Genomic DNA, 22,589 nt, shown 5'->3' on the forward strand with positions numbered 1-22,589 from the left:
AGCGCGAAGAAGTTCCTGGTGCGCAAGCCCGTCAACAACGCCATCATGCGCTCCGGCTTCGGCGGCCGCCGTCACCCGATCCTCGGTTATGTGAAGATGCATACCGGCGTCGACTGGGCCACCTCCTACGGCACGCCGATCTTCGCCTCCGGCAACGGCGTGATCGAGAAGGCCGGCCCCGAGGGCGGCTACGGCAAATACATCCGCATCAAGCATAACAACGGCTACGAGACCGCCTATGGCCACATGTCGGCCTTCGCCAAGGGCATGGAGCCCGGCAAAAAGGTGCGGCAGGGCCAGGTGATCGGCTTCGTCGGTTCGACCGGCGCGTCGACCGGCCCGCACGTCCACTACGAAATCCTGGTCAATGGCCGCTTCGTCGATCCGCTGCGCGTAAAATTGCCGCGCGGCCGCTCGCTGGAAGGCCCGATGCTGGCCGGCTTCGAGAAGGAGCGCGACCGGCTCGACGGCATGATGAGCGGCCGCGCCGGCGCCATCGCCCGGATGTCGGACGCAACCGGCGGCCCGTTGCAGGTCAGCAACCGGTAAAGCCAACGAACCGGCCGAGATCGGTCGGACATCTTCAACACGATCTGGATTTGACGTTGTCGCGCGGAGCTCGCGTCGCGGCGTCACAACGTCAAGTTTCGTTTGCCAAAGCGGCATGAGGAGCGAATACTTTCCAAAAAAACGGGAGGTCTCGCCATGAAGAACAGGCTCGCCTGCGCAGCCTTCGTCGCTGCAATTGTCTCCGCCACCAGCGTTTCGGCCGAAAACTGGGAGGTCACCAGGCTCGTCCCGGGCTCGGCGTTCCACGGCGTGCACGGGCTTGCGATCGACAAGGCCGGCCACCTGTTTGCCGGCAGCGTCGCGGGCGCGGCGCTCTACGAGGTCGACATCGCCGGCGGTACCGCCAAGGTTGCAATCCCCGCTCCGATCGGAATGGCTGACGACATCGCGTTCGCGCCCGACGGCACCATGGCCTGGACCGGCTTCCTGGCCGGCGATCTCTATGCGCGCAAGGGCGACGGCCCGATCAAGAAGCTCGCCTCGGGGCTACCAGGCATCAACTCGCTCGCCTTCCGCAAGGACGGCAGGCTCTACGCCACCACCGTTTTCCTCGGCGACACGCTCTATGAGATCGACGTCGAGGGCGTCAAACCGCCGCGCCAGATCATGGAGAAGATGGGCGGCCTCAACGGCTTCGAGTTCGGCCCCGACGACAAGCTCTACGGTCCGCTCTGGTTCAAGGGACAGGTCGCCAAGGTCGACGTCGACAAAGCCGAGCTGACCGTCGTTGCCGACGGCTTCAAGGTCCCGGCCGCGGTGAACTTCGATTCCAAGGGCAATCTCTGGGTGGTCGACACCGCGCTCGGCCAGCTCGTTCAGGTCGATCCCAAGTCGGGCACAAAGACCATGGTCGCGCAATTGAAGCCGTCGCTGGACAATCTCGCGATCGACGACAAGGACCGGATCTACGTCTCCAACATGGCCGACAACGGCATCCAGGAGGTCGATCCGGCGACCGGCCAGGCGCGGCAGGTCATCATCGGCAAGCTCGCCCTGCCCGGCGGCATCGGCGTCACGTCGGAGAACGGCAAGGATACGATCCACGTCGCCGACGTGTTCGCCTATCGCACGGTGGACGGCGCGACCGGCGAGGTCACCGAGAAGGCGCGCATGCACGCCGCCGGCGTCACGCTCGAATATCCGATGAGCGTGACGGCGAAGGGCAACGACGTGATTTTGTCGAGCTGGTTCACCGGCACGGTGCAGGTGATCGACGGCAAGACCGGCGCCACGCGCGACATGCTGCACGGCTTCAAGGCGCCGCATGACGCGATCGTGCTCGCGGACGGCAGTATCCTGGTGGCCGAGCTCGGCACCAAGTCGCTGGTCCGCGTCAGCGGCGAGCACGGCAAGGATCGCACGCCGCTGATCGGTGGCCTCGAGGGCCCGGTCGGACTGGTCGCCGGATCGCGCGGCGAGGTCTATCTCACCGAAGCCTTTTCCGGCGTGATCTCGATGATCGAGAGCGGCGGCGAAAAGACCGTGCTCGCCAAGGACCTGAAAATGCCCGAAGGCATCGCGCGTACCAGCGACGGCAAGCTGATCGTGGCGGAAGTCGGAGCCAAACGGTTGATCGAGATCGCGCCGGAGAGCGGCACGGTCACCGAGATCACGGCCAATCTCCCGATCGGCCTCGAGGGCGCGCCCGGAGGGCTGCCGACGCATATTCCGACGGGCGTTGCGGTCGGCACGAGCGGCGTGATCTACTTCAGCTCGGATGTCGAGAACGCGATCTACAAGGTGGTGAGGAAGTAAAACTCCACAGCGCTCGATGCCGCGCCGCCAGGATTCGGCCTCAAGCCCGCTCCGCATTTCAGCTCCAGCTGGCGCGGTCATTGACCCGCGCAGGTGTACGCATGTGTCAGCAGTGCTATAGTCCAGCCAGGAGGACAGTAAATTGCGTGAAGCCTTGCTCGCCGCAGTTTGTTTGACGGTTTTGCTGACGCCAGCGCACGCGAGCGAGGTCGACTGCAACGGCTATCGCTATGGCATGAGGGTCCGGGACGTGGTGACCCTCGACATCGACAACGCAAAGTCTCCGGCGTGCGAAATCCCCAACAAGGTAACCTGGGACATCAAGAAATGGTGCAACGACGATGACTTCTGCACGTTCCGCGCGCGCGTCGTGCGGCGGAACGGGAACAGGTATATCATCGACCGGATCGTCGGGCCGGTGAAGTGGGGGGATTAATCCTTCGCGCTCGCCTGCCTGGACGCCTTCAGATGCTCCTCACCAAAGATACGCTCGATCGAGAAGTGCCCCGTATCGGGGTCGTTCCAGTTCTCGCCACCGCTCAATCCCCAACGCCGCTCCAGCTTCCTGAGCAGGTCACAGTGGCTATCTATCCATTGGCGCACATCGGCATCAACAACGTCGCGGCTATGTTGGGCCCAATCGATCGCAAATCCCCGGGGATGTTCTGAGGGATTGCCGCGGACTCCAAAGCCACCGAGGCCGCGGACGGGTGCCCCGAATTTGATAAGATCATTGAAGAATCCGAGGAACTGGGCCGCGATCGCTGTATTGATCGTTACCTTTTTGCCATTGCTGAGCGTGATCGTCTGGCGCTCGCTCGGTGGTGCCATTGGCGTGTGTGCCGGCACGTTGAACTTGCCGCCAACAGGACCGCTCCCTTCCGTATCGCCGTCCATATGCTCGGGAGGCTCGCCGTGATCCGATAGTCCGGCCAGCGCCGACACTGACGGTCCCAGCGTCAGTGGTATGGATTCCCCGCCCTGCAACCGCTTAAATGGCTTCCGGAACGGACCTTCGTGGAAGTAGCTTTCAGGATGCCTTGGATCTGCCGTGGGCAAATCTGCGCCCTGCGTGCCCTTGGCGTACTGCTGGGTGGATGTTGGTGGAGAAGCGTTGCCGGTCGCAATGAAGTGGAGCAAGGCTTCCGACCTGTTCGAACCCGCGACAAGTTCTGGCAGAAAGTTCTTCTTGAAGTCCTCGAACTCTGCGGCGGTCACCGGACGCGAATAGGTCCCGTTCGAGCCGCCCTGGTAATAGCCGCGACCCCTGTCTTCCGACGTCGACAGCAAGACGTGAGCCAGGGATTGATCACGCGCCATGGCGCGATTGAAGGCCGTTTCGAGTTGAACGAGCTTGGTGTCGTGCGGGGCGCTCCAGCCTACCTCGCCTTTCACCATGTCTGCCAATTTCTTGACGATGGCCGGCTTTTTGAGCTCATCAAGGAACTGCGTGCGATCGATGCCGTTGCTTACGCCGGTGAGGACGCTCGTCACATGGCCAGGACCGCCAGCACCTTCATCAACCGAGATCGGGTCGGTCGGCTTTGCGGGAATGCCGTCGCCAAATACATCAGAGTCGGCCTCGCCAGCCAATCTACGGACTTCGTCAAAACCCGCGCCCATCTTGGTCAAGCAGTTCGCCAGGACTTGCTGGATGGTGGCTGATCCGTTCGGACCAAAAATGCTCACGTTGCGCGCGAAGAACGCAGCACGTACGGCCGCGTCCGGATAAACCGCCGTGAAGACGGTCGCGGCCGACTGCGTCTTGTCGGTTTCCGCAGCCTGGAGCACCATCGCCGCCGCAACCGATCCGAAACCTTTGGTGCCGGCACAGAGATGCGCGAGGAAAAGATCGACGGCGCTTACTCCGCGATCCGTGATTGTAGCTGTGAGCAGATCTGCCGACTTCGCAGCAACAATCGCCGCCATGATGCATTGAACATCGGGAAACTCGATTTGGTCAGGCAGAATGCCTTCTCCTTCAGGCGTAGCTATCAGGCTCTGCCATGCGTCTTTCGTGAAGCGATACACTCCAAACGCTGGAGCGCCGGGCGGATCGCTGGTCTTGACGTCGGTCTCGCTCCATTGATCACCGCTCAACACGAAAGCCAGGGCGTAAAGATAGGCCGGGTTTGTCCCGTTCAAAGCGGCCTGCAAATAGCAGGTCGTCGCAAAGTCCTCCCTGTCGACTTGCGCAGGGAACGGGCTGAAGGAAACCACCACTGGAACGTCGGCGGCTTCGGGGACGAGAAAAGTGTCGTCGACAAAGCCTTTTCGCTGGTCGAGATCTGCCCCGCTCGTTGCCTCGACGAAGACCCAATGGATCAGATTGTCACCGACCTGCTCCGTAACCGAGTCCTTTGCGCCGGTCTTGACCTTCTCTCCGCCAAAGACCCGCAGCGGAACGCCGTCCAGCACGACCTGGTCGGAAGCGTCTCGCGGCTCCTTGAGGAGAGGCTGACTCGCTTTAACCTTCATGACCGTCTCGGGCATGTGCGTTTCCTGTGGTTAGATTAGGGACACCTTGTGCGCGAAATGGCGTTGTAGGACTTGTCGTTCAGGTTATCGGTATCGGCATCAGTCAGCGCGAAGCGCTTCTCCTGTTTCACCTTGGCTTTTGCGACCGTGATTGCATCGCGCGTCGTTTGGTCGAATTTGCCGGAGAAGTGGTCTTTCAGCCTCGGGTCGCACACCGCAAGGATTTGTTGGAGCGACACCACTGCGGCTTCATTCGCGAAAGTAAATTTCTCGAATGCCGTGCGGTATCCGCGATCTACGCCGGACATATCGACGTTGCACACCCGCGCGTTGCGAAAAGCCTGAACTTCGGCCGGGCTCATGATCTGATTTGTGATATTGGCGAATGGCCGCGCGCCGGGGCCACTTTGGTTGGCTCCTATTTTCGCTTGCTCGATCGCGTCTCTTGTCGCCGGGTCATCGAAGCTTGTCGATCGCGCAACGCACAAGTTCGACTGGATTCCCTGTCCAATGGAGATGGGCACATTTTGCTCGGCTTTGGTTTTGCCGTCCATATTCTCTTCAGCCCGGGGCAGCGGTGGATTTTTTGGACCGGCTCCCGGCAGTGCGCCACCCGGCGTCGTCGGAATCGAATTGAGCAAGGCACCCTTCACCAGCGATCTGCGAATCTGTTCCGCGTTGCCCTTGTCGGGAGACGGGTTGCCGCTGACGCTGTCGCGAGTCCTCTGGTTGACGAGATCTTCGATGTAGAATGGCGTACAAATCAGCATGTATTCCCGGAGCACGTGTACGGCATCCGGCTGATATGCAATCCGCACGTTCAACGTCTCGCGGTACTGCAAGCGCTTCTCACGCACCAGAAGCGAGACAGTCGATTTCTCGATCTCGAACAGCAGTCGCGAGTAGTAGTTTGTGAAGGAATTGCTCGCTAGGCCGAAGGCGAGACCTGCTATGGCGATCGGCGCAGCGCCAACGCCCGTCGTATACAACAGCGCTTCGGTAAAAGTTCTCGTGTCGTGGATCTGGCTCAGGATCGCGCTGCGGTCACGACGCCGGCTGGCTAGCCATGCGAGATAGCTGTCGCAGCGACGATCGATATCGTTGAAACCGGCACTCACGAGAGCCGCCCATTGGGCGCTTCCATACCGGCTAACGTCGCAGGAGACGATGGCATCAGAGGCCGGATCGACGATCTTGACCCCTCCGGCCTGCACACACAGATACGAGAGATAGATCTCGAGCCGGCGAGTCGATTCAGCCATGTCCTCGGCCGGCAACTCGGTGCCGATGCCTTCCTGAATCATCTTCTCTTCGAAAGAGCTGCAGCCGCTCACCAGCAGCGCCAACGCAACAAAGCCCGCAACGATACCCGCACGCATCGCACGCTCCACAATATTTTTCAGACTGTGGCGAGCGACCCTGTCGCTACGAGCGACAGCCTCACGCGAACAACATTTCCGGCAAATACCGTGTGTCGCCACAATCCCTTAAATCGTGAAGGATTGTGGCGAGCCTCTATGGAATTGTTCAAGAAGATTCATGCACGCTCTGAGAGAAAGCGCGGAGCGTGTCCCATTTATAACACACGGCCCCTGCGTGCGCCGCAACGACGCAGCCAATGGTTGTGATGCCTGTCACGCACATGCCGCACCACTTGATTGCTCGTCGCCCGAAAGAAGATCGCCTGCACTGCAGGTACAAAAAAACCTCCCCGCATCGCGGGGAGGTTTGGTCAGATTCGGTGCCTTTCCTTACGCTCAGTTCAACTTCCGCTTCGACACCGGCGCCTCGAACTGCGCGATCTCCGCGGTCTGCGGCGCCTTGCCGTTGAAGGTCAGCACGTTGCCTTCGGACGAGATCGCAACGCTGTCGCCGTCCCTGACGTCGCCGGCCAGGATCATCTCGGCGAGCGGATCCTGGACGTGACGCTGGATCACGCGCTTGAGCGGCCTTGCGCCGTAGGCGGGATCCCAGCCCTTGGCGGCGAGCCAGTCGCGTCCCGCAGCGTCGAGCGTCAGCACGATCTTGCGATCGGCCAAAAGCTTCTGCAGCCGCGCGAACTGGATCTCGACGATCCGGCCCATCTCGCTCCTCTGCAAGCGATGGAACAGGATGATCTCGTCGACGCGGTTGAGGAATTCCGGGCGGAAATGCCCACGCACCATTCCCATCACCTGCTCGCGCACGGCCGAGGTGTCCTCGCCCTCCGGCTGGTTCACCAGAAACTCCGAACCGAGGTTCGAGGTCATGATGATCAGCGTGTTGCGGAAGTCGACGGTGCGGCCCTGGCCGTCGGTGAGGCGGCCGTCGTCGAGCACCTGCAACAGGACGTTGAAGACGTCAGGATGCGCCTTCTCGATCTCGTCGAACAGCACCACCTGGTAGGGCCGGCGCCGCACCGCTTCGGTCAGCGCACCGCCCTCGTCATAGCCGACATAGCCCGGGGGCGCGCCGATCAGCCGCGAGACCGAGTGCTTCTCCATGTACTCGGACATGTCGAGGCGGACCATCGCGGTCTCGTCGTTGAACAGATATTCGGCGAGCGCTTTCGTCAGCTCGGTCTTGCCGACGCCGGTGGGCCCCAGGAACATGAACGAGCCGGTCGGCCGGTTCGGGTCCTGCAGCCCCGCGCGCGAACGGCGCACGGCGGTCGCGACCGCATGCACGGCTTCGGCCTGGCCGACGACGCGATTGCCGAGCGAGTCCTCCATCCTCAGGAGCTTGTCCTTCTCGCCTTCCAGCATCTTGTCGACGGGCACGCCGGTCCAGCGCGAGACCACCTGCGCGATGTGGTTGGCGGTAACAGCCTCCTCCATCATCTCGCCGGAGTTTTCCTTGGCCTCGATGTCCGCGAGCTGCTTCTCGAGCTGCGGGATCCGGCCATAGGCCAGCTCGCCGGCCTTCTGGAATTCGCCGCGCCGCTGCGCGTCGGCGAGATCGACGCGCAAGCCGTCGAGCTCGGACTTCAGCTTCTGGGCATCGGAGAGCTTGTTCTTCTCCGCACTCCAGCGCGCGGTGATCGCCGCAGATTTCTCCTCGAGCTCGGCAAGTTCCTTCTGAAGCGTCTCGAGACGGGACTTCGAGCCGAGATCGCTTTCCTTCTTGAGCGCTTCCTGTTCGATCTTCAGCCGGATGATTTCCCGATCCATCGAATCCAGCTCTTCCGGCTTGGAATCGACCTGCATCTTGAGCCGCGCGGCGGCCTCGTCCATGAGGTCGATCGCCTTGTCCGGCAGGAAGCGGTCGGTGATGTAGCGGTTGGACAGCGTCGTGGCGGCCACCAGCGCGGAATCGGTGATCCGGACGCCATGGTGCTGCTCGTACTTGTCCTTGAGGCCGCGCAGGATCGAGATCGTGTCCTCGACCGTGGGCTCGCTGACGAAGATCGGCTGGAAGCGCCGCGCCAGCGCCGCGTCCTTCTCGACGTGCTTCCGGTACTCGTCGAGCGTGGTCGCGCCGATGCAGTGCAGCTCGCCGCGGGCGAGCGCAGGCTTGAGCAGGTTGGAGGCGTCCATCGCGCCGTCGCCCTTGCCGGCGCCGATCAGCGTGTGCATCTCGTCGATGAAAAGGACGAAATTGCCATCGCTCGCGGTCACCTCCTGGAGCACGGCCTTCAGCCGCTCCTCGAACTCGCCGCGATATTTCGCGCCGGCGATCAGCGCACCGAGGTCGAGCGACAGCAGCTTCTTGTCCTTCAGGCTCTCGGGCACGTCGCCGTTGACGATGCGCAGCGCCAGGCCCTCGGCGATGGCGGTCTTGCCGACGCCGGGCTCACCGATCAGGACCGGATTGTTCTTGGTCCGGCGCGACAGCACCTGGATCGTGCGGCGGATCTCCTCGTCGCGGCCGATGACCGGATCGAGCTTGCCGTCGCGCGCCGCCTGGGTCAGGTCGCGGGCATATTTCTTCAGCGCGTCGTAGGCGTTCTCGGCCGTCGCGGAGTCGGCGGTCCGGCCCTTGCGCAGCGCTTCGATCGCCGCGTTGAGGTTCTGCGGGGTGACGCCGCCCTTAGCCAGGATCGCGCCGGCCTCGCTGGTCTTTTCCAGCGCGAGCCCGAGCAGCAGCCGCTCGACGGTGACAAAGCTGTCGCCAGCCTTCTCGCCGGCCTTCTCGGCGGCGTCGAAGGTGCGGGCGAGCTCGGGCGCCAGATAGATCTGGCCGGCGCCGCCGCCACTGACTTTCGGCACCTTTTGGAGGGCGTCCTCGGTCGCCTTCAGAATTGCGCGGGAATTGCCGCCGGCGCGGTCGATGAGGCCGGCAGCCAGGCCTTCATTGTCGTCCAGCAGCACTTTCAGGACGTGCAGGGTCGAAAACTGCTGGTGCCCTTCGCGCACCGCAAGCGACTGCGCGGACTGGACGAAGCCCCTGGAGCGTTCGGTATATTTGTCGATGTTCATGTTTTTCTGTCCCTCGGCCTGCCCCTGGAGCCCTCTAAGGCACTCCAACGGCATCTTCATTGGGTTTCCGCTGGCCGCGTTGACATTCCTCAACCGACAGCGGTCGTTATCAGCCGGCGCTGGCGCCGGCCTGACCCAGATGTGGGAAGCCTGCCTTCGGACCGGAAGAGGCGAGTTCACAATTTCGTGCGCGGATCCGCCCGCTTGGCGCCGGTGGGCCGAATCCCCTAAGTAGCGGCATGACACCCAGCGCAATGACTGCCGGCCAGACTGCCGAGATCACCGGCCTCTACCGTTATCCGATCAAGGGCCTGACGCCGGAGCCCCTGCCCCGCATCTCCCTGCGGATCGGCCAGACCCTGCCCGCCGACCGCCGCTACGCCATCGAGAACGGCCCGAGCGGCTTCGACCCTGATGCGCCCCAGTGGAAGCCGAAAATCCAGTTCCTGATGCTGGCGCGGAATGAGCGGCTGGCTTCCCTCGACAGCCGTTTCGAGGACGCGACCAACCGCCTGACCATCCGCAAGGACGGCCAAATCGTCGCCAGCGGCGATCTCGAGACCGCGGCCGGGCGCGCCGCCATCGAGGGCTATTTCAGCGAGAACTTTCAGCCGGAGCTGAAGGGCCCGCCCAAGGTCCTGTCCGGCCGTGACCACAGCTTTTCCGACGTCGCCCGCAAGGTCGTGTCCATCATCAATCTCGACAGCGTCCGCGCGCTCGAGACCATGCTCGGCGGCGCCGCCGTCCACCCGCTGCGCTTCCGCGCCAATCTCTACGTGAAGGGCTGGCCGGCTTGGTCCGAGCTCGACCTCGTCGGCCAGACGCTCGCGATCGGACAGGCCCGGCTGCAAGTGGTCAAGCGCATCAAGCGCTGCCCGGCCACCAATGTCGATCCTGATACCGCCAGGCGCGATCTCGAGATCCCGGCCGCGCTCTCAAGCAATCTCGGCCACATGGATTGCGGCATCTATGCCGAGGTGATCGCCGACGGCGACATCGGCGTCGGCGACGCGATCGCGGTGGAAGAGCCGAGATTGGTGTGACGCGGCGCCTGCTCCACGTACTCCGTCATGGCGAGGAGCGAAGCGACGAAGCAATCCAGAGTGCATCCGCGGAGGGATTATGGATGGCTTCGCTTCGCTCGCAATGACAAGCGTCAATTCGGCATCACGTAGGCATAGATCCGGCCGCGCGAGATCGGGGCTTCGCGGACGCGGTTGCCGTTGTTGCCGGAGATCATGATCGGATTACCCTGCGCATCGATGCCGGTGATGATGCCGACATGGCCGCCCCGACCACCGCGCGACATCACTGCGATGGCGCCGACCTGCGGACCGGAGACGCGCGTGCCGTAATGCGCGAACGAATTCGCCATATCGGAGCCGGTGCCATGGTGACCGGTCTTCTCAAGCACCATGTTCATGAACCGCGCGCACCACAGGCTGCCGCGGCCGGTCGGATTGCCGCCGACATAGCGGCGCGCCTCGGACACGAGGCCGGATCCACCGCCAAAGCCCCCACCGCTCATCGCGTTATTGGCCATGCCGCCAACATTCGCGTTGGTGGCCATCTCACTGCCACGCCTCGAGGCGTTTCGATCGTTATCACGCAGGGCCATCCGACGGCTAACGCGCGGGGTCGTTCCACCGCTGCCGCTCGTGACCATTCCACCGCTGCCGCTCATGGTCATTCCACCGCTGCCGCTCATGCTCATTCCACCGCTGCCGCTCATGGCGACGCCGCCGCTATTGGCGTTCGGGTCATAGCTGGCGAAGGTGTTGCCGAACCCGCTCGCCTGCAATTGCGCCGCGCCGCGCTCGAAGCGCGAGCTGCGTGCGTGATACCGGAAATGATGATGTCTGCTGGCGTGATGCGCGTAAGCGTGCCGCTCTGCGCTATGACGATGAGGTCGTGCTGACGCCGGCGAGGTGAACGCGGCGACCGCCGCGAAGAAAACAGCCAGCGCGACGACACAGCGCGACAGGCGAGACGCAAACAACTCGAACATTCTTCATCCTTCGTTGACACCCCCACTTCCCCGTCGGCCCGTGCGGTGGCCGACATCCGCGGGCTGTATCAGTATCTTGATGTGGCGAGAAAAAGACGCGGCTGCGGAGATTTTGGACGATGATTAACAAGTGTTAGGATCGCATGCGCTGACCGCAGAACGGCATTCCAATGCCGCAGCCACCTCAAGGAGAAAACCGGATGCCCCACGCCCTCACGAAGGACAATTGCCGTCTCTATTTCGAAGAAGCAGGCGCGGGCACGCCGATTATTTTTCTGCACGAGTTCGCGGCCGACTACACCAATTGGGAGCCGCAGATGCGCTACTTCTCGCGCGGCCATCGCTGCATCACCTATTCCGCGCGCGGCTACACGCCATCGGACGTGCCTGACGGCGAGGTCTACGGCTACACGCATTTCTACACCGATGCGCTCGCGGTGCTCGATCATCTGAAGATTGATCGCGCGCACTTCGTCGGCCTCTCGATGGGCGCCTATTCGTCGCTCCAGATCGGGCTCAACGCGCCCCAACGTGCACTGTCGATGACGCTCGCCGGCGTCGGCTCAGGCTCGGAGATCGAGAACCTCGAGGCCTGGCGCAAGCAGTGCCGCAGCAACGCGGAGCAATTCGAGACGCTCGGCTCCGCGGAGGTCGCAAAAGTCACGCGCGAGGCACCGAGCCGGATTCCCTTCCTGGTGAAGGACCCGCGCGGCCACGCCGATTTCTACGCCGCCCTGGCACGGCACGACGCCAAGGGATCGGCGCGGACGATGCGCGGCTTCCAGGGCGGCCGCCCCTCGATCTTTGCAATGACGGACGCGATCAAAGGCGCCACGACGCCGGCACTCATCATCTGCGGCGACGAGGACGATCCGTGCGTGGGCGCAAGCCTGTTCCTGAAGAAGCATCTGCCTGCGGCGGGGCTCGCCATGTTTCCGAAGTCCGGCCACGTGCTCAATCTCGAAGAGCCCGCGCTGTTCAACGAAACGGTGGAACGGTTCGTCACGCTGGTGGAAGCGGGAAGATGGCCGGCGCGCGATCCGAGGTCGCTGGCGGCGCATTAGCGCGAAGGGCGCACCCCGCGCACTCCGTCATTGCGAGCGTCGCGAAGCAGTGACGGGCAACTACTTCCCGCCGCCCCGCGTCAGCAAGAACACGCCCTGCTCGCCGAACAGATTCCACACCCACCACGGCATCCGCAGCCGCAGCGGACGGCCATAGAGGTCGAGCGCCTCGGCACGTTCCATCTTGACGTCGATCGCGTCGCAGAGCTCGACGAAATCCTTGATGGTGCAGAAATGGATGTTGGCGGTGTCGTACCAGCTTGCCGGCAGATTTTCCGTGCGCGGCATGTGGCCGCCGATCAGGAGCTGGAGCCGCATCTTCCAGAAGCCGAAATTCGGGAACGAGACGATGGCGCGGCGGCCGATGCGCAGCAAATTCTCCAGCACCACTTTCGGCTGCCGCGTCGCCTGCAACGTCTGCGACAGGATCACGTAGTCGAAGGCGTCATCCGGATAATTCACGAGGTCGGTGTCGGCATCGCCCTGCACCACCGCAAGACCCTTGGCGACGCAGCGGTTGACGCCCTCGCGCGACAGCTCGATGCCGCGGCCGTCGATGCCGCGGGTCTCCAGCAGTTGGAGCAGGTCGCCCTCGCCACAGCCGACGTCGAGCACCTTCGAGCCCGGCTTGACCATCTCGGCGACCAGCACATGGTCGGCGCGAAACTGACCGGATTGCCCGGTCGCGAGGCCGCCCAGCGGCAACGCTTCCTGTACAGACATGGCTAGCCGTCCTTGTTAAGCATTCTTGGCGGTGAGCCCGCGCGCCTTGCCTGCCGATTCCAGGAAGGCGCGGGAGATATCGAAGAATTCGGGAACGTCGAGCAGGAAGGCGTCATGGCCGCGATCGGTCTCGATCTCGGCGAACGATACCCGTGCGCTCGACGCATTCAGCGCATGCACCAGCGCGCGCGATTCCGAGGTCGGAAACAGCCAGTCGCTGGTGAAGGAGACCACGCAGAAGCGGGTCTGGATTCCCGCGAACGCCTTCGCCAGCACGCCGCCATGGTCGCCGGCGATGTCGAAATAGTCCATCGCCCGGGTCAGATAGAGATAGGAGTTGGCGTCGAAGCGTTCGACGAAGGACGAGCCCTGGTAGCGCAGATAGGACTCGACCTGGAAGTCGGCGTCGAACGAGAAGGTCGGCAGCTCACGGTCCTGCATGCGCCGTCCGAATTTTCGATGCAGCGCGGCGTCCGAGAGATAGGTGATGTGCGCCGCCATCCGCGCGACAGCGAGCCCGCGATGCGGATGGAGGCCGTGATCGGCATAGCCGCCACCGTGCCAGTCGGGATCGGCCATCACGGCCTGCCGGCCAAGCTCGTGGAACGCGATGTTCTGCGCCGAATGCCGCGTCGAGCAGGCAATCGCCAGCACGGAGAACACGCGGCTCGGATATGCCGCAGTCCATTGCAGCACCTGCATGCCGCCCATCGAGCCGCCGACGACCGCGAACAGCGTGTCGATACCGAGCCGGTCAATCAACATCGCCTGCGCGCGCACCATGTCCGGGATGGTGATGACAGGAAATTCAAGCCCCCACACCTTGCCCGTGGCGGGATTGATCGAAGCCGGACCGGTCGAGCCCATGCAGCCGCCGATCACGTTGGAGCAGATGATGAAGTAGTGTTGAGGATCAAGCGGTCGGCCGGGGCCGACCAGCGTCTCCCACCAGCCGGGCTTGCCGGTGACAGGGTGCACATTTGCGACGTGCTGGTCGCCGGTCAGCGCATGGCAGATCAGGATCGCGTTGGAGCGATCGGCATTCAGCTCGCCGTAAGTCTGGTAGGCGATCTGGAACGGGCTGAGATCGACACCGCAATCGAGCCGCAGCGGCTGCTCCGCGCCGAACTGCGCGACCTGCGAGCTCGGATGATCCACCTCGTGCGACCGCTCGTCGGCAGTGATCGCGGGACTCGGAATTGACTGGACGCCAACCATCTGACCATCGACCTCGTTTGCGATCGTCGTGGTGACCGCATTGACATCAGGCCATGAAAAACCCGGCCTGAACGATAGGTTCGGCCGGGATCGAAAGGGTCCCCGGCCTGTTTAGCGAGTTTTTTAACGTGGCTGCAAGCCGGCCGGCTCAAATGACCACGGAACGGTCAAAAACTACCGTCTTGGGCGGTTTTCGTCAAGTCGCGGCCCGGATCAGCCAAATTCGCCTGTCGCGCCGCCGGCGGAAAGGGCCCGATTTCCCTTTGCATTTCTCTTTGCTTTCGCCGCCCCGACTGCCTAATCAGGACATCCACCGCAGCGGTGACGGCTCGACTGATCCGCATTGGAACGCCTCTCAACAACCCCTGTCAGACATGTCCCAACGTCCGCCCGCGCCACCATCGCTCCAGGAATTGCGCAAGGAGATCGACGCGATCGACGAGGGCATGCATCGCCTGTTGATGCAGCGCGGCGACATCATCGACCGCCTGATCCAGGTGAAGCAGACCCAGGAGGTCGGCTCGGCGTTCCGCCCGGCGCGCGAGGCCGCCATGATGCGTGACCTCGTCCAGCGCCATCGCGGCATCCTGCCGCTCGACACGGTCGAGAGCATCTGGCGCGTCATCATCGCGACTTTCACCTACGTCCAAGCGCCGTTCTCGGTCCACGCCGACATATCGGCGAGCGAGCCGGCCATGCGCGATTCCGCGCGCTTCCATTTCGGCTTCACCGTGCCTTACGTCGCGCATTTCAGCGCACAGGCGGCGGTCGAGGCGGTGGCGAAATCCAAGGGCGATCTGGCTCTGGTCTCGGCGACCTCCAGCCGCACGCCGTGGTGGCTGGAGCTGGAAGCGGTCGGCGCGCCAAAAATCATCGCGCGGCTGCCCTTCGTCGAGCGCGCCGACCATCCGGCGGCGTTGCCCGTCTTCGCGGTCTCGCGCGTCGCCGACAGCGCCCTGGTGACGGAGGTCGAGACCTTCAGCGTGCGCGTGTCGGGGTGGAACGCCGAGGTCGCGCGCGCCTTGTCGCCGCTCGCCGAGATCGTGGCAGTGCCCGACACCGCCTTCGACGGCGCTGCGCTGCTGATCTCGGTCACGGGTGCGGGCGGCATCGACAAGATCAAGGCAGCTCTGATCGAAGCGGGGGCCTCGGTGCGTTCCACGGCCCTCGTCGGCAGCCACGCAACGCGCTATACGGTGCCCCCGACCCGGTCGAAATCGTAAGTCGCGAACCGCTTAAGCCACTCCGGAGTTGAAGATGTCCCGCCCCGTGCCGAATCCCGGCATTCTCGATATTGCGCCCTACACGCCCGGCAAGAGTCCGGTGGCAGAGCCAGGCCGCAAGGTGTTCAAGCTCTCGGCCAACGAGACGCCGTTCGGGCCTTCGCCGAAGGCGATCGAGGCGTTCAAGCAGGTGGCGGATCATCTGGAAGACTACCCGGAAGGAACCTCGCGCGTGCTGCGCGAAGCGATCGGACGCACCTTCGGGCTCGATCCCAACCGCATCATCTGCGGCGCCGGCTCGGACGAGATCCTCAATCTGCTCGCCCACACCTATCTCAGTCACGGTGACGAGGCGATCTCGACCACGCACGGCTTCCTCGTCTACCCGATCGCCACCATGGCGGTCGGCGCCAAGAACGTCATCGCGGCGGAGAAGAACCTCACTTCGGATGTCGATGCCATCCTGAAAGCCGTCACGTCGCGGACAAAACTGGTCTGGCTCGCCAACCCCAACAACCCGACCGGAACCTATCTGCCGTTCGACGAGGTCAAGCGTCTGCGCGCCGGCCTGCCCTCGCACGTGCTGCTGGTGCTGGACGCAGCCTATTGCGACTACGTCTCGCGCAACGATTACGAGATGGGGATCGAGCTGGTGGCGACCACCGAGAACACGGTCGTGACGCACACCTTCTCCAAGATCCATGGTCTTGCCGCGCTGCGCATCGGCTGGATGTTCGGCCCCGAGCACATCATCGACGCGGTCAACCGCATCCGCGGTCCCTTCAACGTGTCGACGCCGGCGATGTACGCTGCCGTTGCCGCGATCGAGGACACCGCGCACCAGGCCATGTCGAAGCAGTTCACCGAGACCTGGCGCAACTGGCTGACCGAGGAGATCGGCAAGCTCGGGCTGAAGGTGACGCCGAGCGTCGCCAATTTCGTGCTGATCCACTTCCCGACCGATGGCAAGACCTCGGACGCCGCCGACGCCTTCCTCACCAAGCGCGGGCTGGTGCTGCGCGGCTTGAAGAACTACGGCCTGCCGCATTCGCTGCGCATGACCATCGGCACCGAGGAGGCCAACCGCCTCGTCGTCGAGGGCCTGCGCGACTTCATGGCCGGAAGATGAGCGCGAACCCGCACTTCCAGCGCGTCGCGCTGATCGGCTTCGGCCTGATCGGCGGCTCGATCGCGCGCGCTGCGAAGCTCCAGGGCCTGGCTGGCGAGATCGTCACCACCGCGCGCTCGGAGAAGACGCGCGCACGCGTGATGGAGCTCGGCATCGTCGATCAGGTCGTGTCGACCAATGCAGAAGCCGTGAAGGACGCCGATCTCGTCATCCTCTGCATTCCCGTCGGCGCCTGCGGGCCGGTGGCACAGGAGATCGCCGCGCATCTCAAGCCAGGGGCGATCATCTCCGACGTCGGCTCGGTCAAGGGCGCCATCGTCAGGGATATGGCGCCGCATCTGCCGGAAGGCATCCATTTCGTGCCGGCGCATCCCGTCGCGGGCACCGAGCATTCGGGCCCCGATTCAGGCTTCGCCGAGCTTTTCATCAACCGCTGGTGCATCCTCACCCCACCGGATGGCGTCGATGCGGCTGCCACCGATCGCCTGCGCGCGTTCTGGGCGGCGATGGGCGCCAAGGTCGAGGTCATGACGCCGGATCATCATGATCTCGTGCTCGCGATCACCAGCCATCTGCCGCATCTGATCGCCTACACCATCGTCGGCACCGCCGACGAACTGGCGCAGGTGACGGAGTCCGAGGTCATCAAGTTCTCCGCCGGCGGCTTTCGCGATTTCACCCGCATCGCCGCCTCCGATCCGACGATGTGGCGCGACGTCTTCCTCGCCAACAAGGAAGCCGTGCTGGAGATGCTCGGCACCTTCACCGAGGATCTGGCAAAACTCACCCGCGCGATCCGCCGCGGCGACGGCGAGGCACTGTTCGACCACTTCACCCGCACCCGCGCCATCCGCCGCGGCATCGTCGAAATCGGCCAGGATTCGGCCGCCGCGGATTTCGGCCGGCCGCATGCGGCGCTGAAAAAGCCGTAGCGCTCGATCCGGACTCCGGTTCCGAGCTTAGAACGGATAGTAGCGGATCTGCGTCATGACGACGTTCTCGTCGGTCTTCGGAGCGCCGCCGACGCCGGCGAACGCGAACCGTTGCGTGTAGGAATACTGCAGGCCGGCTTTGAGCGTACCGTAATTGCCCTGGTAGATGGTGTCGTAGATCCCGGCCGTGGTCTGCCGGACCTCCCTGGTGTTGCCGTTGCAGGTCGCGGCCGGCGAGTTCTCCGTGCCACAGCCGGTGTTGTTGTAGAGCGGATTGCCATAGCCGAAGGGCACCGTGCCGACATTCGCGAAATTTGCCTTGGCCCTTTCCAGGCCCGCATAGGAATAAACATCGAGGCTCGGCGTCGCGTGCCATATCAGGCCGACCGCGGCGGCCGTGATCGTCAGCGGGAGGACGGTGCCGTCCTGCGCCACCGCCGCATCGGGGAATGGCGTTGCCGTGAAGCGACCGAGCACGCCGTGCGACCCATAAAGCTGAAGATCGAGGGTTTTCGGAATCAACTCGGCAAAGATGTGACCGCCGAAGCTTCCGGTGTCGTAGGTGTGGTTGGCGTTGTTGAAGCGGTCGAACAGCTGGCGGTAGAGCACCCACGCCTCGACATGCAGCTTGGTGGGCCCGAGCCGTGGGTCCCACGCTGCCTTGACGGTGAAGTCGGGCACCTGATTCAAACTGACATTGTTGAGGTTGTTGAAGAAGCTGCCGCCGGGACCGGTCAGGTTGACCTGAAGGTTCGGGTTCAGCACGCCCTGCGGTCCAACGGCGGGTGTGCCGACGGCCGGGACGTTGCCGCCGAAGAACGCCGTCTGGGCGTTCTCGACCGACGCAGCCAGCTTGAATTCCGGTCCGATGTCCTGCCAGACGCGCAGCCCGGGCTGCCGTGCCGCAAGAAATCCGGGAACGGATTCGAAGTCGATCACGCCGGGCGCATCGACGCCGCGAGGATCGATGCCGGACTTGGTCGGCGCGTTCAGCGACCAGGATTGCCCGGCGAGGAAGTGAAGACCCAGATCGCTGCGGTCCAGTTCCAGGCTGAGCTGCCGCATGCGCGGATTGAACGAGTTGGTCGCAACCGAGCTCGCCGTCTGAGCCGCACCTTCGAAATCGATCTCACCGTAACCAGCGAGGTGCGTGTCGGCATCGACATTGCCCTCGGCCAGCACCGAGAACCTGCTCTGGCGTGCGGAGAAGCGCGTTTCAGGGATGTTGAAATTGCGGCTCTGCTGATAGGGGATGAAGTTGTAAACCGAGCCGGTATCGGAAGCGAGATTGCGCGAGCGGTAGATGCCGGTGAGATCGACCCAGCCACCGAAGGTCAACGTCACGCCCTTGTAGCAGACCTTGCCGGCCGCACATGGATCGGCGGCGAGCGCCTTGTAACTTGCCGGCAACTGAACGGCCTTCGCCTGCGCTTCAACCTGTCGCGTCTTGCGCGCCTCCGAGTCCACGCGCTGCTGGAGCTCCTTCAGCTTGGCCTTCAGCGACTGGATTTCGGTTGTGACATTGTCGTCGGCACGCACCTGCCCTGAACAGGCAGCGAGAATGCCCAGCATCAGTCCGCAATTGATGATCCGCACTTGAAGCGTCCTCCATTTGGGAAGCGGATTGGATTCCGCGCGCCGTCTCCGGCGCCTGCATGCTTCCCTGGTGTGGAGTGATTTGAATGCGGCTGCGCTTATTCGCGGCGAGGTGCATCTTCTGCATCACGTTTTCCTGACGATCATGTTCGGAATATTTGCGCGGCCTTGCCGATCGGCATGCGCGATTGTCGTTATTGTCCAAGGCCACGCGCAATGGGCCCGGCCGGGACATTGCCGGGCCCATTCCGCGACGGGCAAGTGGTGGGACGGCGGCTATTTGCCCTTGGTCGCGCGCATCACCGTAGGGCGCGGGGATTTCGGCGAAGGGACGAACGCCATCGTCTCCCGCGTCGTGGGATTCGAGATGTCGCGATCACCGTTCGGATAGATCGAGGCGTATGCGGCCGGCTCCTGCGACTGCCATTGCCATTGCGCGAACGCAGGCGTCACGAGCGTGGTCGAGATGGCGATAGCGGCAACGAACAGCCTGGACTTGGTCATGATATCTCTCCTGCCTAGGCGGACCGCATCATCGTGCGGCCGACATGGAGAGAGAGCGGAGTTTGCGGCTCCGCATTCCCGGCGTGCAATCACGATCCGGCGAAGCGGCCGTGAGTTCAGCCTGTAGCCCGGATGGAAGGAGTTACGACAGCTGAGGGCGACGAATGCAGAGAGGTGACTCTGAATTCATCCTACCGCTTCGCGCTGCGACCAATCTTTCCCGGCTTGAACAGATCGAGGTCGATGGCCTGTCCCATCGCCAGATATCCGGTGCGGTTGGGATGAAGCTTGTCGCCGGCGCCGCCGGTGGTGCTTTCGGGAACGAACTCCGGCTTGAGGCCACCCGAGGCCGGATCGAGCGTCGCGCGATCAAAATCGATCACACCGTCGAATGTCCCCGAGCTGCGGATGAATGCGTTGAGCGCCTTGCGCTTGTCATCCTGCTCGGGGAAACCATGCGCCGCGCTGGTGCTGCCCAATGCCGAAACGACGGTGGCGCCAATGATCCGGGCTTGCGGCCATTTCGCACGTAGCCTCGCGACGCCGTCCTTCATCGCGGCGATGACCTGGTCGGCCGTGAAATTGCCGTTCTTGCTGAAATCGTTGATGCCTTCCAGCCAGATCAGGCTCGATATGCCGGACAGCGACAGCACGTCGCGATCGAGCCGCTGGCCCGAAGCGGGGCCGCCCGCGTACGGTTTGTCGGCACCATATTCGGCGGGGCCTGCGATTTGGTTGCCACCGATGCCGCCATTCACGACGGCGACCTTGTTGCCGTAGACCGCCTTCAGGCGACGCGACAGCACGTTGGGCCAGCGATCGTCGCCATTCATGGTTGAGGCGGTCCCGTCGGTAATCGAATCCCCAAACGCCATGATGGCGAAGGCATCGGCAGGCGCAGTCATCTCGATCGCATCGAGGAAGAACCACGACGCAGTCGCATAGGGAAAGGAAGCCTCGTCTTCGAGGGCGCCCTTCGCGTCGGCGCCGGGCGCACTGACATAGGAGGTGGTCAGCGCTTTGGCGTGCCGGGTCATCGGACCGCTCTGGCCGGCGACATGAAAACTGACCGCAAGCCGGCGGCCGGCGAGGTCATCAGGCCGCTTTGCAAACGGCAGCGCGATCGCATCGCTCCAGACCGAATTCCCCGGCGACACCGTAACGGAAGCCGTGCCGGCGAACGTAACCGGGGTGTTGGAGCCGCGGATCAACGCGGCACTGCCCGATTGCAGGCCGAGGTAAACGCCGTCGAACGTGACGGGTTTGGTGCCGAAGGCGTTGCTGAGCCGGATGCGGGCCTGACGGCCCCAGATATCCGGCCGCACGATCAGGCGAAAGGTCTGGTCCTGCGCACCGGCCGCAGGCTCGGGAAACGCGAATTTCTGTTCGGGCTGGGCAGACGGATTGCCGACGGGGTATGGACCCTGGACCGCGCCCGTCCAGGACACCACCCAATGTTCGCCATCCTTGGCGCTTGCGGTCTGAAACGAGGCGACGAGCAGCGATGCTGCGACGAGACAATTCAACGCGTGCATTGTTTCCCCCGAACCCCAGATAATTTGGGCGCGACCTTAGAGCCGTCAGTTGGCCTTCAATAGGGCGGCAGAACGCTACCTGTCCAGACGCCGCTGACGCACTCCTCGCCCGACGCCAGAGAGGGCCTCGCAGGTTGCGTCACCGGCACCAACAAGAAGCCCTTCGCAGAAGCGATCTGTTCACAGCTTCGAACGCGTCAGGCGGACCAAGCTGTCCGCCCGGCAGATTCATGAATTCACGACCTAATAGAGCGGCGGGATCTGGCCGACCTTGACCGGGCCGAGCAGCACAGCGCCGTCGACGAACTTCAGCGGGAAGCTGCGAGCCTTCTTGCCTTCCAGCGTGCTCTCGGTGCCGATCGAATTGATGCCGGCGGCAACGCCGGCATTGGCGTTCTGCTTGATGACCTTGCCGAGGCCGGGAACGGCGCGGTCGAGCGCACCGAACAGATTGTTGAGGTCCTGCGACTTCACGCCGGGCGCGACGCGATCGAGGGTTGCCTGCGGCACCCCCTCCTCCAGCATCTTCTCGATGCCGAGCGCGGGGATCACGCGCTCGAGGCCCGTCACCGTCATCTGCAATTCGCCGTCGAGACGGCCGTTAGCCGAGATCCCGAGCGTGCCGGCCGCAACCGCGATCATCTCGCCCTGCTGGATCCGGGACTGCACGATCTCGATATGGCCGCCGGCGGCCTGGATCTCGCGGAAGCGCTGCGGCCACGGCTTTGGCGTGAGGTCGGACAGTCCGGTGATCTTCGCGCGCGTGTCGGCCTCGAACGGCTCGGCGAGCAGCGGATGAACGCCCTGAATGCTGCCCTGCGCGATCTGGAACACGGTCTCGATCACGGGATGATCGGACGTCGAGCCATCCGCGAGGCGCCCATGCAGTTCGACCTGCTTTGCGCGCGCGAGCGGCACCTGCACGCTGCCGTCGACACGGTTGACGGTCGGCTCCTCGAACACGATGGAGGCGCGCTCCGGCACGGCGGGCAGGCCGACCACGCTGCTGCGGCCCTTGCTCCAGTTCACGACGAAGGTGCTTTGCGTGACGCCGTCGGTGAGCGTCGCGGGTGCGGAGAATTCGGCGATGACGCGCTTGGGATCGTAGACCTGGGCAACGACCAGGATGTTGTCGAGCTTCGCCGTGAACGGCGTCTTGCTGGCGTTCTGCGACACCAGGGCGACGCTGGCGCCGGAACACTGGACCTCGAAGCGGAAGGGGAAGCCCGCGATCGATCGCTTGGCGCAATCATAGATGCGGCCGGATTTGGCCTCCTGCGCGCGCCAGGCGTCGGCGGCGATTTCGGCCTGCGACGCCGCATAGAACCAGAAGCAGCTCCACGCGACGGCGAGGATCAGGAGGATGACAGGGGCGATGAAAAGGCCCCAACGGGAGCGCCGGCGCGCGGCAACGGTCATATCGGACATACGGCGACCCTTTGACCCCTGATGATGGC

At 63.7% G+C, this 22,589-nt stretch carries 18 protein-coding genes and 1 riboswitch (1 of these 19 only partly in view); of the genes, 8 read left to right on the forward strand and 10 right to left on the reverse strand.

Translation table 11 applies throughout. The features are described 5' to 3' along the window. From JQ591_RS34070 to JQ591_RS34080, 3 genes are all read left to right on the forward strand, one after another. On the forward strand, nt 1–549 hold the 3' end of the coding sequence (locus tag JQ591_RS34070; RefSeq protein WP_211400337.1) for a M23 family metallopeptidase. The gene continues 1,515 nt to the left of window position 1, outside the view; 549 of the gene's 2,064 nt are visible here — the last part of the coding sequence; its start codon lies off the left edge, out of view; its stop codon occupies nt 547–549. 156 nt (nt 550–705) lie between these two features. Beyond that, complete coding sequence (locus JQ591_RS34075) at nt 706–2,325, forward strand: SMP-30/gluconolactonase/LRE family protein (RefSeq protein WP_211400338.1); 1,620 nt, start codon at nt 706–708, stop codon at nt 2,323–2,325. A gap of 142 nt (nt 2,326–2,467) precedes the next feature. Beyond that, complete coding sequence (locus JQ591_RS34080; protein ID WP_211400339.1) at nt 2,468–2,761, forward strand: hypothetical protein; 294 nt, start codon at nt 2,468–2,470, stop codon at nt 2,759–2,761. Here JQ591_RS34080 and JQ591_RS34085 read toward each other — a convergent pair. From JQ591_RS34085 to clpB, 3 genes are all read right to left on the reverse strand, one after another. Continuing rightward, the gene (locus JQ591_RS34085; protein ID WP_211400340.1) at nt 2,758–4,818 is read right to left on the reverse strand and encodes a hypothetical protein; all 2,061 of its coding nucleotides are present in this window, start codon (nt 4,816–4,818) and stop codon (nt 2,758–2,760) included. The genes JQ591_RS34080 and JQ591_RS34085 overlap by 4 nt on opposite strands. Nucleotides 4,819–4,838: 20 nt before the next feature. Next, nucleotides 4,839–6,182 carry a hypothetical protein gene (locus JQ591_RS34090; protein WP_211400341.1) on the reverse strand — a complete coding sequence of 448 codons (1,344 nt, stop codon included), beginning with the start codon at nt 6,180–6,182 and terminating at the stop codon, nt 4,839–4,841. Nucleotides 6,183–6,560: 378 nt separating this feature from the next. Further along, the gene (gene clpB / locus JQ591_RS34095; protein ID WP_211400342.1) at nt 6,561–9,200 is read right to left on the reverse strand and encodes an ATP-dependent chaperone ClpB; all 2,640 of its coding nucleotides are present in this window, start codon (nt 9,198–9,200) and stop codon (nt 6,561–6,563) included. A 254-nt stretch (nt 9,201–9,454) separates the two neighbouring features. Between clpB and JQ591_RS34100 the strand changes: the two genes are divergently transcribed. After that, nucleotides 9,455–10,243 (forward strand): MOSC domain-containing protein, encoded by a 789-nt coding sequence (locus JQ591_RS34100; RefSeq protein WP_211400407.1) that lies wholly within the window; start codon nt 9,455–9,457, stop codon nt 10,241–10,243. Between the two features lie 113 nt (nt 10,244–10,356). On the opposite strand, the gene JQ591_RS34105 is transcribed toward JQ591_RS34100, so the two are convergent. Continuing rightward, nucleotides 10,357–11,208, reverse strand: a complete 852-nt coding sequence (locus JQ591_RS34105; protein ID WP_211400343.1) for a TIGR02594 family protein — start codon at nt 11,206–11,208, stop codon at nt 10,357–10,359. A 200-nt stretch (nt 11,209–11,408) separates the two neighbouring features. On the opposite strand from JQ591_RS34105, the gene JQ591_RS34110 reads away from it, so the two are divergent. Further along, nucleotides 11,409–12,272, forward strand: coding sequence for an alpha/beta fold hydrolase (locus JQ591_RS34110; RefSeq protein ID WP_211400344.1), 864 nt, complete (start codon nt 11,409–11,411; stop codon nt 12,270–12,272). A 60-nt stretch (nt 12,273–12,332) separates the two neighbouring features. On the opposite strand, the gene metW is transcribed toward JQ591_RS34110, so the two are convergent. Beyond that, nucleotides 12,333–12,995, reverse strand: a complete 663-nt coding sequence (metW, locus tag JQ591_RS34115; protein ID WP_211400345.1) for a methionine biosynthesis protein MetW — start codon at nt 12,993–12,995, stop codon at nt 12,333–12,335. Nucleotides 12,996–13,010: 15 nt separating this feature from the next. Continuing rightward, the gene (metX, locus tag JQ591_RS34120; RefSeq protein ID WP_211400346.1) at nt 13,011–14,213 is read right to left on the reverse strand and encodes a homoserine O-acetyltransferase MetX; all 1,203 of its coding nucleotides are present in this window, start codon (nt 14,211–14,213) and stop codon (nt 13,011–13,013) included. A 90-nt stretch (nt 14,214–14,303) separates the two neighbouring features. Next, a riboswitch (SAM riboswitch) is annotated at nt 14,304–14,383 on the reverse strand. A gap of 204 nt (nt 14,384–14,587) precedes the next feature. On the opposite strand from metX, the gene JQ591_RS34125 reads away from it, so the two are divergent. From JQ591_RS34125 to JQ591_RS34135, 3 genes are read left to right on the forward strand one after another with little or no spacing between them, the layout of a single operon-like run. Beyond that, nucleotides 14,588–15,436: a chorismate mutase gene (locus JQ591_RS34125; RefSeq protein ID WP_211400347.1), complete on the forward strand. Its 849-nt coding sequence runs from the start codon at nt 14,588–14,590 to the stop codon at nt 15,434–15,436. Between the two features lie 34 nt (nt 15,437–15,470). Continuing rightward, complete coding sequence (gene hisC, locus JQ591_RS34130) at nt 15,471–16,565, forward strand: histidinol-phosphate transaminase (protein ID WP_211400348.1); 1,095 nt, start codon at nt 15,471–15,473, stop codon at nt 16,563–16,565. Next, a complete protein-coding gene (locus JQ591_RS34135) occupies nt 16,562–17,497 on the forward strand; it encodes a prephenate/arogenate dehydrogenase family protein (protein WP_211400349.1) in 936 nt (311 codons plus the stop codon). Before hisC ends, JQ591_RS34135 begins: the two co-directional genes overlap by 4 nt. Before the next feature lie 27 nt (nt 17,498–17,524). Here the strand turns inward: JQ591_RS34135 and JQ591_RS34140 are convergent, their stop codons facing one another. From JQ591_RS34140 to JQ591_RS34155, 4 genes are all read right to left on the reverse strand, one after another. Further along, on the reverse strand, nt 17,525–19,093 hold the full coding sequence (locus tag JQ591_RS34140; RefSeq protein ID WP_211400350.1) for a hypothetical protein: 1,569 nt from the start codon (nt 19,091–19,093) through the stop codon (nt 17,525–17,527). Between the two features lie 276 nt (nt 19,094–19,369). Next, a complete protein-coding gene (locus JQ591_RS34145; RefSeq protein ID WP_211400351.1) occupies nt 19,370–19,597 on the reverse strand; it encodes a hypothetical protein in 228 nt (75 codons plus the stop codon). A gap of 191 nt (nt 19,598–19,788) precedes the next feature. Further along, nucleotides 19,789–21,132 carry a GDSL-type esterase/lipase family protein gene (locus tag JQ591_RS34150; RefSeq protein WP_211400352.1) on the reverse strand — a complete coding sequence of 448 codons (1,344 nt, stop codon included), beginning with the start codon at nt 21,130–21,132 and terminating at the stop codon, nt 19,789–19,791. 243 nt (nt 21,133–21,375) lie between these two features. Then, complete coding sequence (locus JQ591_RS34155) at nt 21,376–22,560, reverse strand: DUF2125 domain-containing protein (protein WP_211400353.1); 1,185 nt, start codon at nt 22,558–22,560, stop codon at nt 21,376–21,378. Between the last annotated feature and the right edge of the window lie 29 nt (nt 22,561–22,589).

The sequence above is a fragment of the Bradyrhizobium canariense genome (genome assembly GCF_018130465.1).
Classification (GTDB): domain Bacteria; phylum Pseudomonadota; class Alphaproteobacteria; order Rhizobiales; family Xanthobacteraceae; genus Bradyrhizobium; species Bradyrhizobium canariense_C.

Bases quoted from the DNA above. Each gene is read 5' to 3' on its own strand.
- JQ591_RS34075 (WP_211400338.1), top strand. From the start codon at position 706: ATGAAGAACAGGCTCGCCTGCGCAGCCTTCGTCGCTGCAATTGTCTCC.
- JQ591_RS34085 (WP_211400340.1), bottom strand. From the start codon at position 4,818: ATGCCCGAGACGGTCATGAAGGTTAAAGCGAGTCAGCCTCTCCTCAAG.
- JQ591_RS34090 (WP_211400341.1), bottom strand. From the start codon at position 6,182: ATGCGTGCGGGTATCGTTGCGGGCTTTGTTGCGTTGGCGCTGCTGGTG.
- clpB (WP_211400342.1), bottom strand. From the start codon at position 9,200: ATGAACATCGACAAATATACCGAACGCTCCAGGGGCTTCGTCCAGTCC.
- JQ591_RS34100 (WP_211400407.1), top strand. From the start codon at position 9,455: ATGACTGCCGGCCAGACTGCCGAGATCACCGGCCTCTACCGTTATCCG.
- JQ591_RS34105 (WP_211400343.1), bottom strand. From the start codon at position 11,208: ATGTTCGAGTTGTTTGCGTCTCGCCTGTCGCGCTGTGTCGTCGCGCTG.
- JQ591_RS34110 (WP_211400344.1), top strand. From the start codon at position 11,409: ATGCCCCACGCCCTCACGAAGGACAATTGCCGTCTCTATTTCGAAGAA.
- metW (WP_211400345.1), bottom strand. From the start codon at position 12,995: ATGTCTGTACAGGAAGCGTTGCCGCTGGGCGGCCTCGCGACCGGGCAA.
- metX (WP_211400346.1), bottom strand. From the start codon at position 14,213: ATGGTTGGCGTCCAGTCAATTCCGAGTCCCGCGATCACTGCCGACGAG.
- JQ591_RS34125 (WP_211400347.1), top strand. From the start codon at position 14,588: ATGTCCCAACGTCCGCCCGCGCCACCATCGCTCCAGGAATTGCGCAAG.
- hisC (WP_211400348.1), top strand. From the start codon at position 15,471: ATGTCCCGCCCCGTGCCGAATCCCGGCATTCTCGATATTGCGCCCTAC.
- JQ591_RS34135 (WP_211400349.1), top strand. From the start codon at position 16,562: ATGAGCGCGAACCCGCACTTCCAGCGCGTCGCGCTGATCGGCTTCGGC.
- JQ591_RS34145 (WP_211400351.1), bottom strand. From the start codon at position 19,597: ATGACCAAGTCCAGGCTGTTCGTTGCCGCTATCGCCATCTCGACCACG.
- JQ591_RS34150 (WP_211400352.1), bottom strand. From the start codon at position 21,132: ATGCACGCGTTGAATTGTCTCGTCGCAGCATCGCTGCTCGTCGCCTCG.
- JQ591_RS34155 (WP_211400353.1), bottom strand. From the start codon at position 22,560: ATGTCCGATATGACCGTTGCCGCGCGCCGGCGCTCCCGTTGGGGCCTT.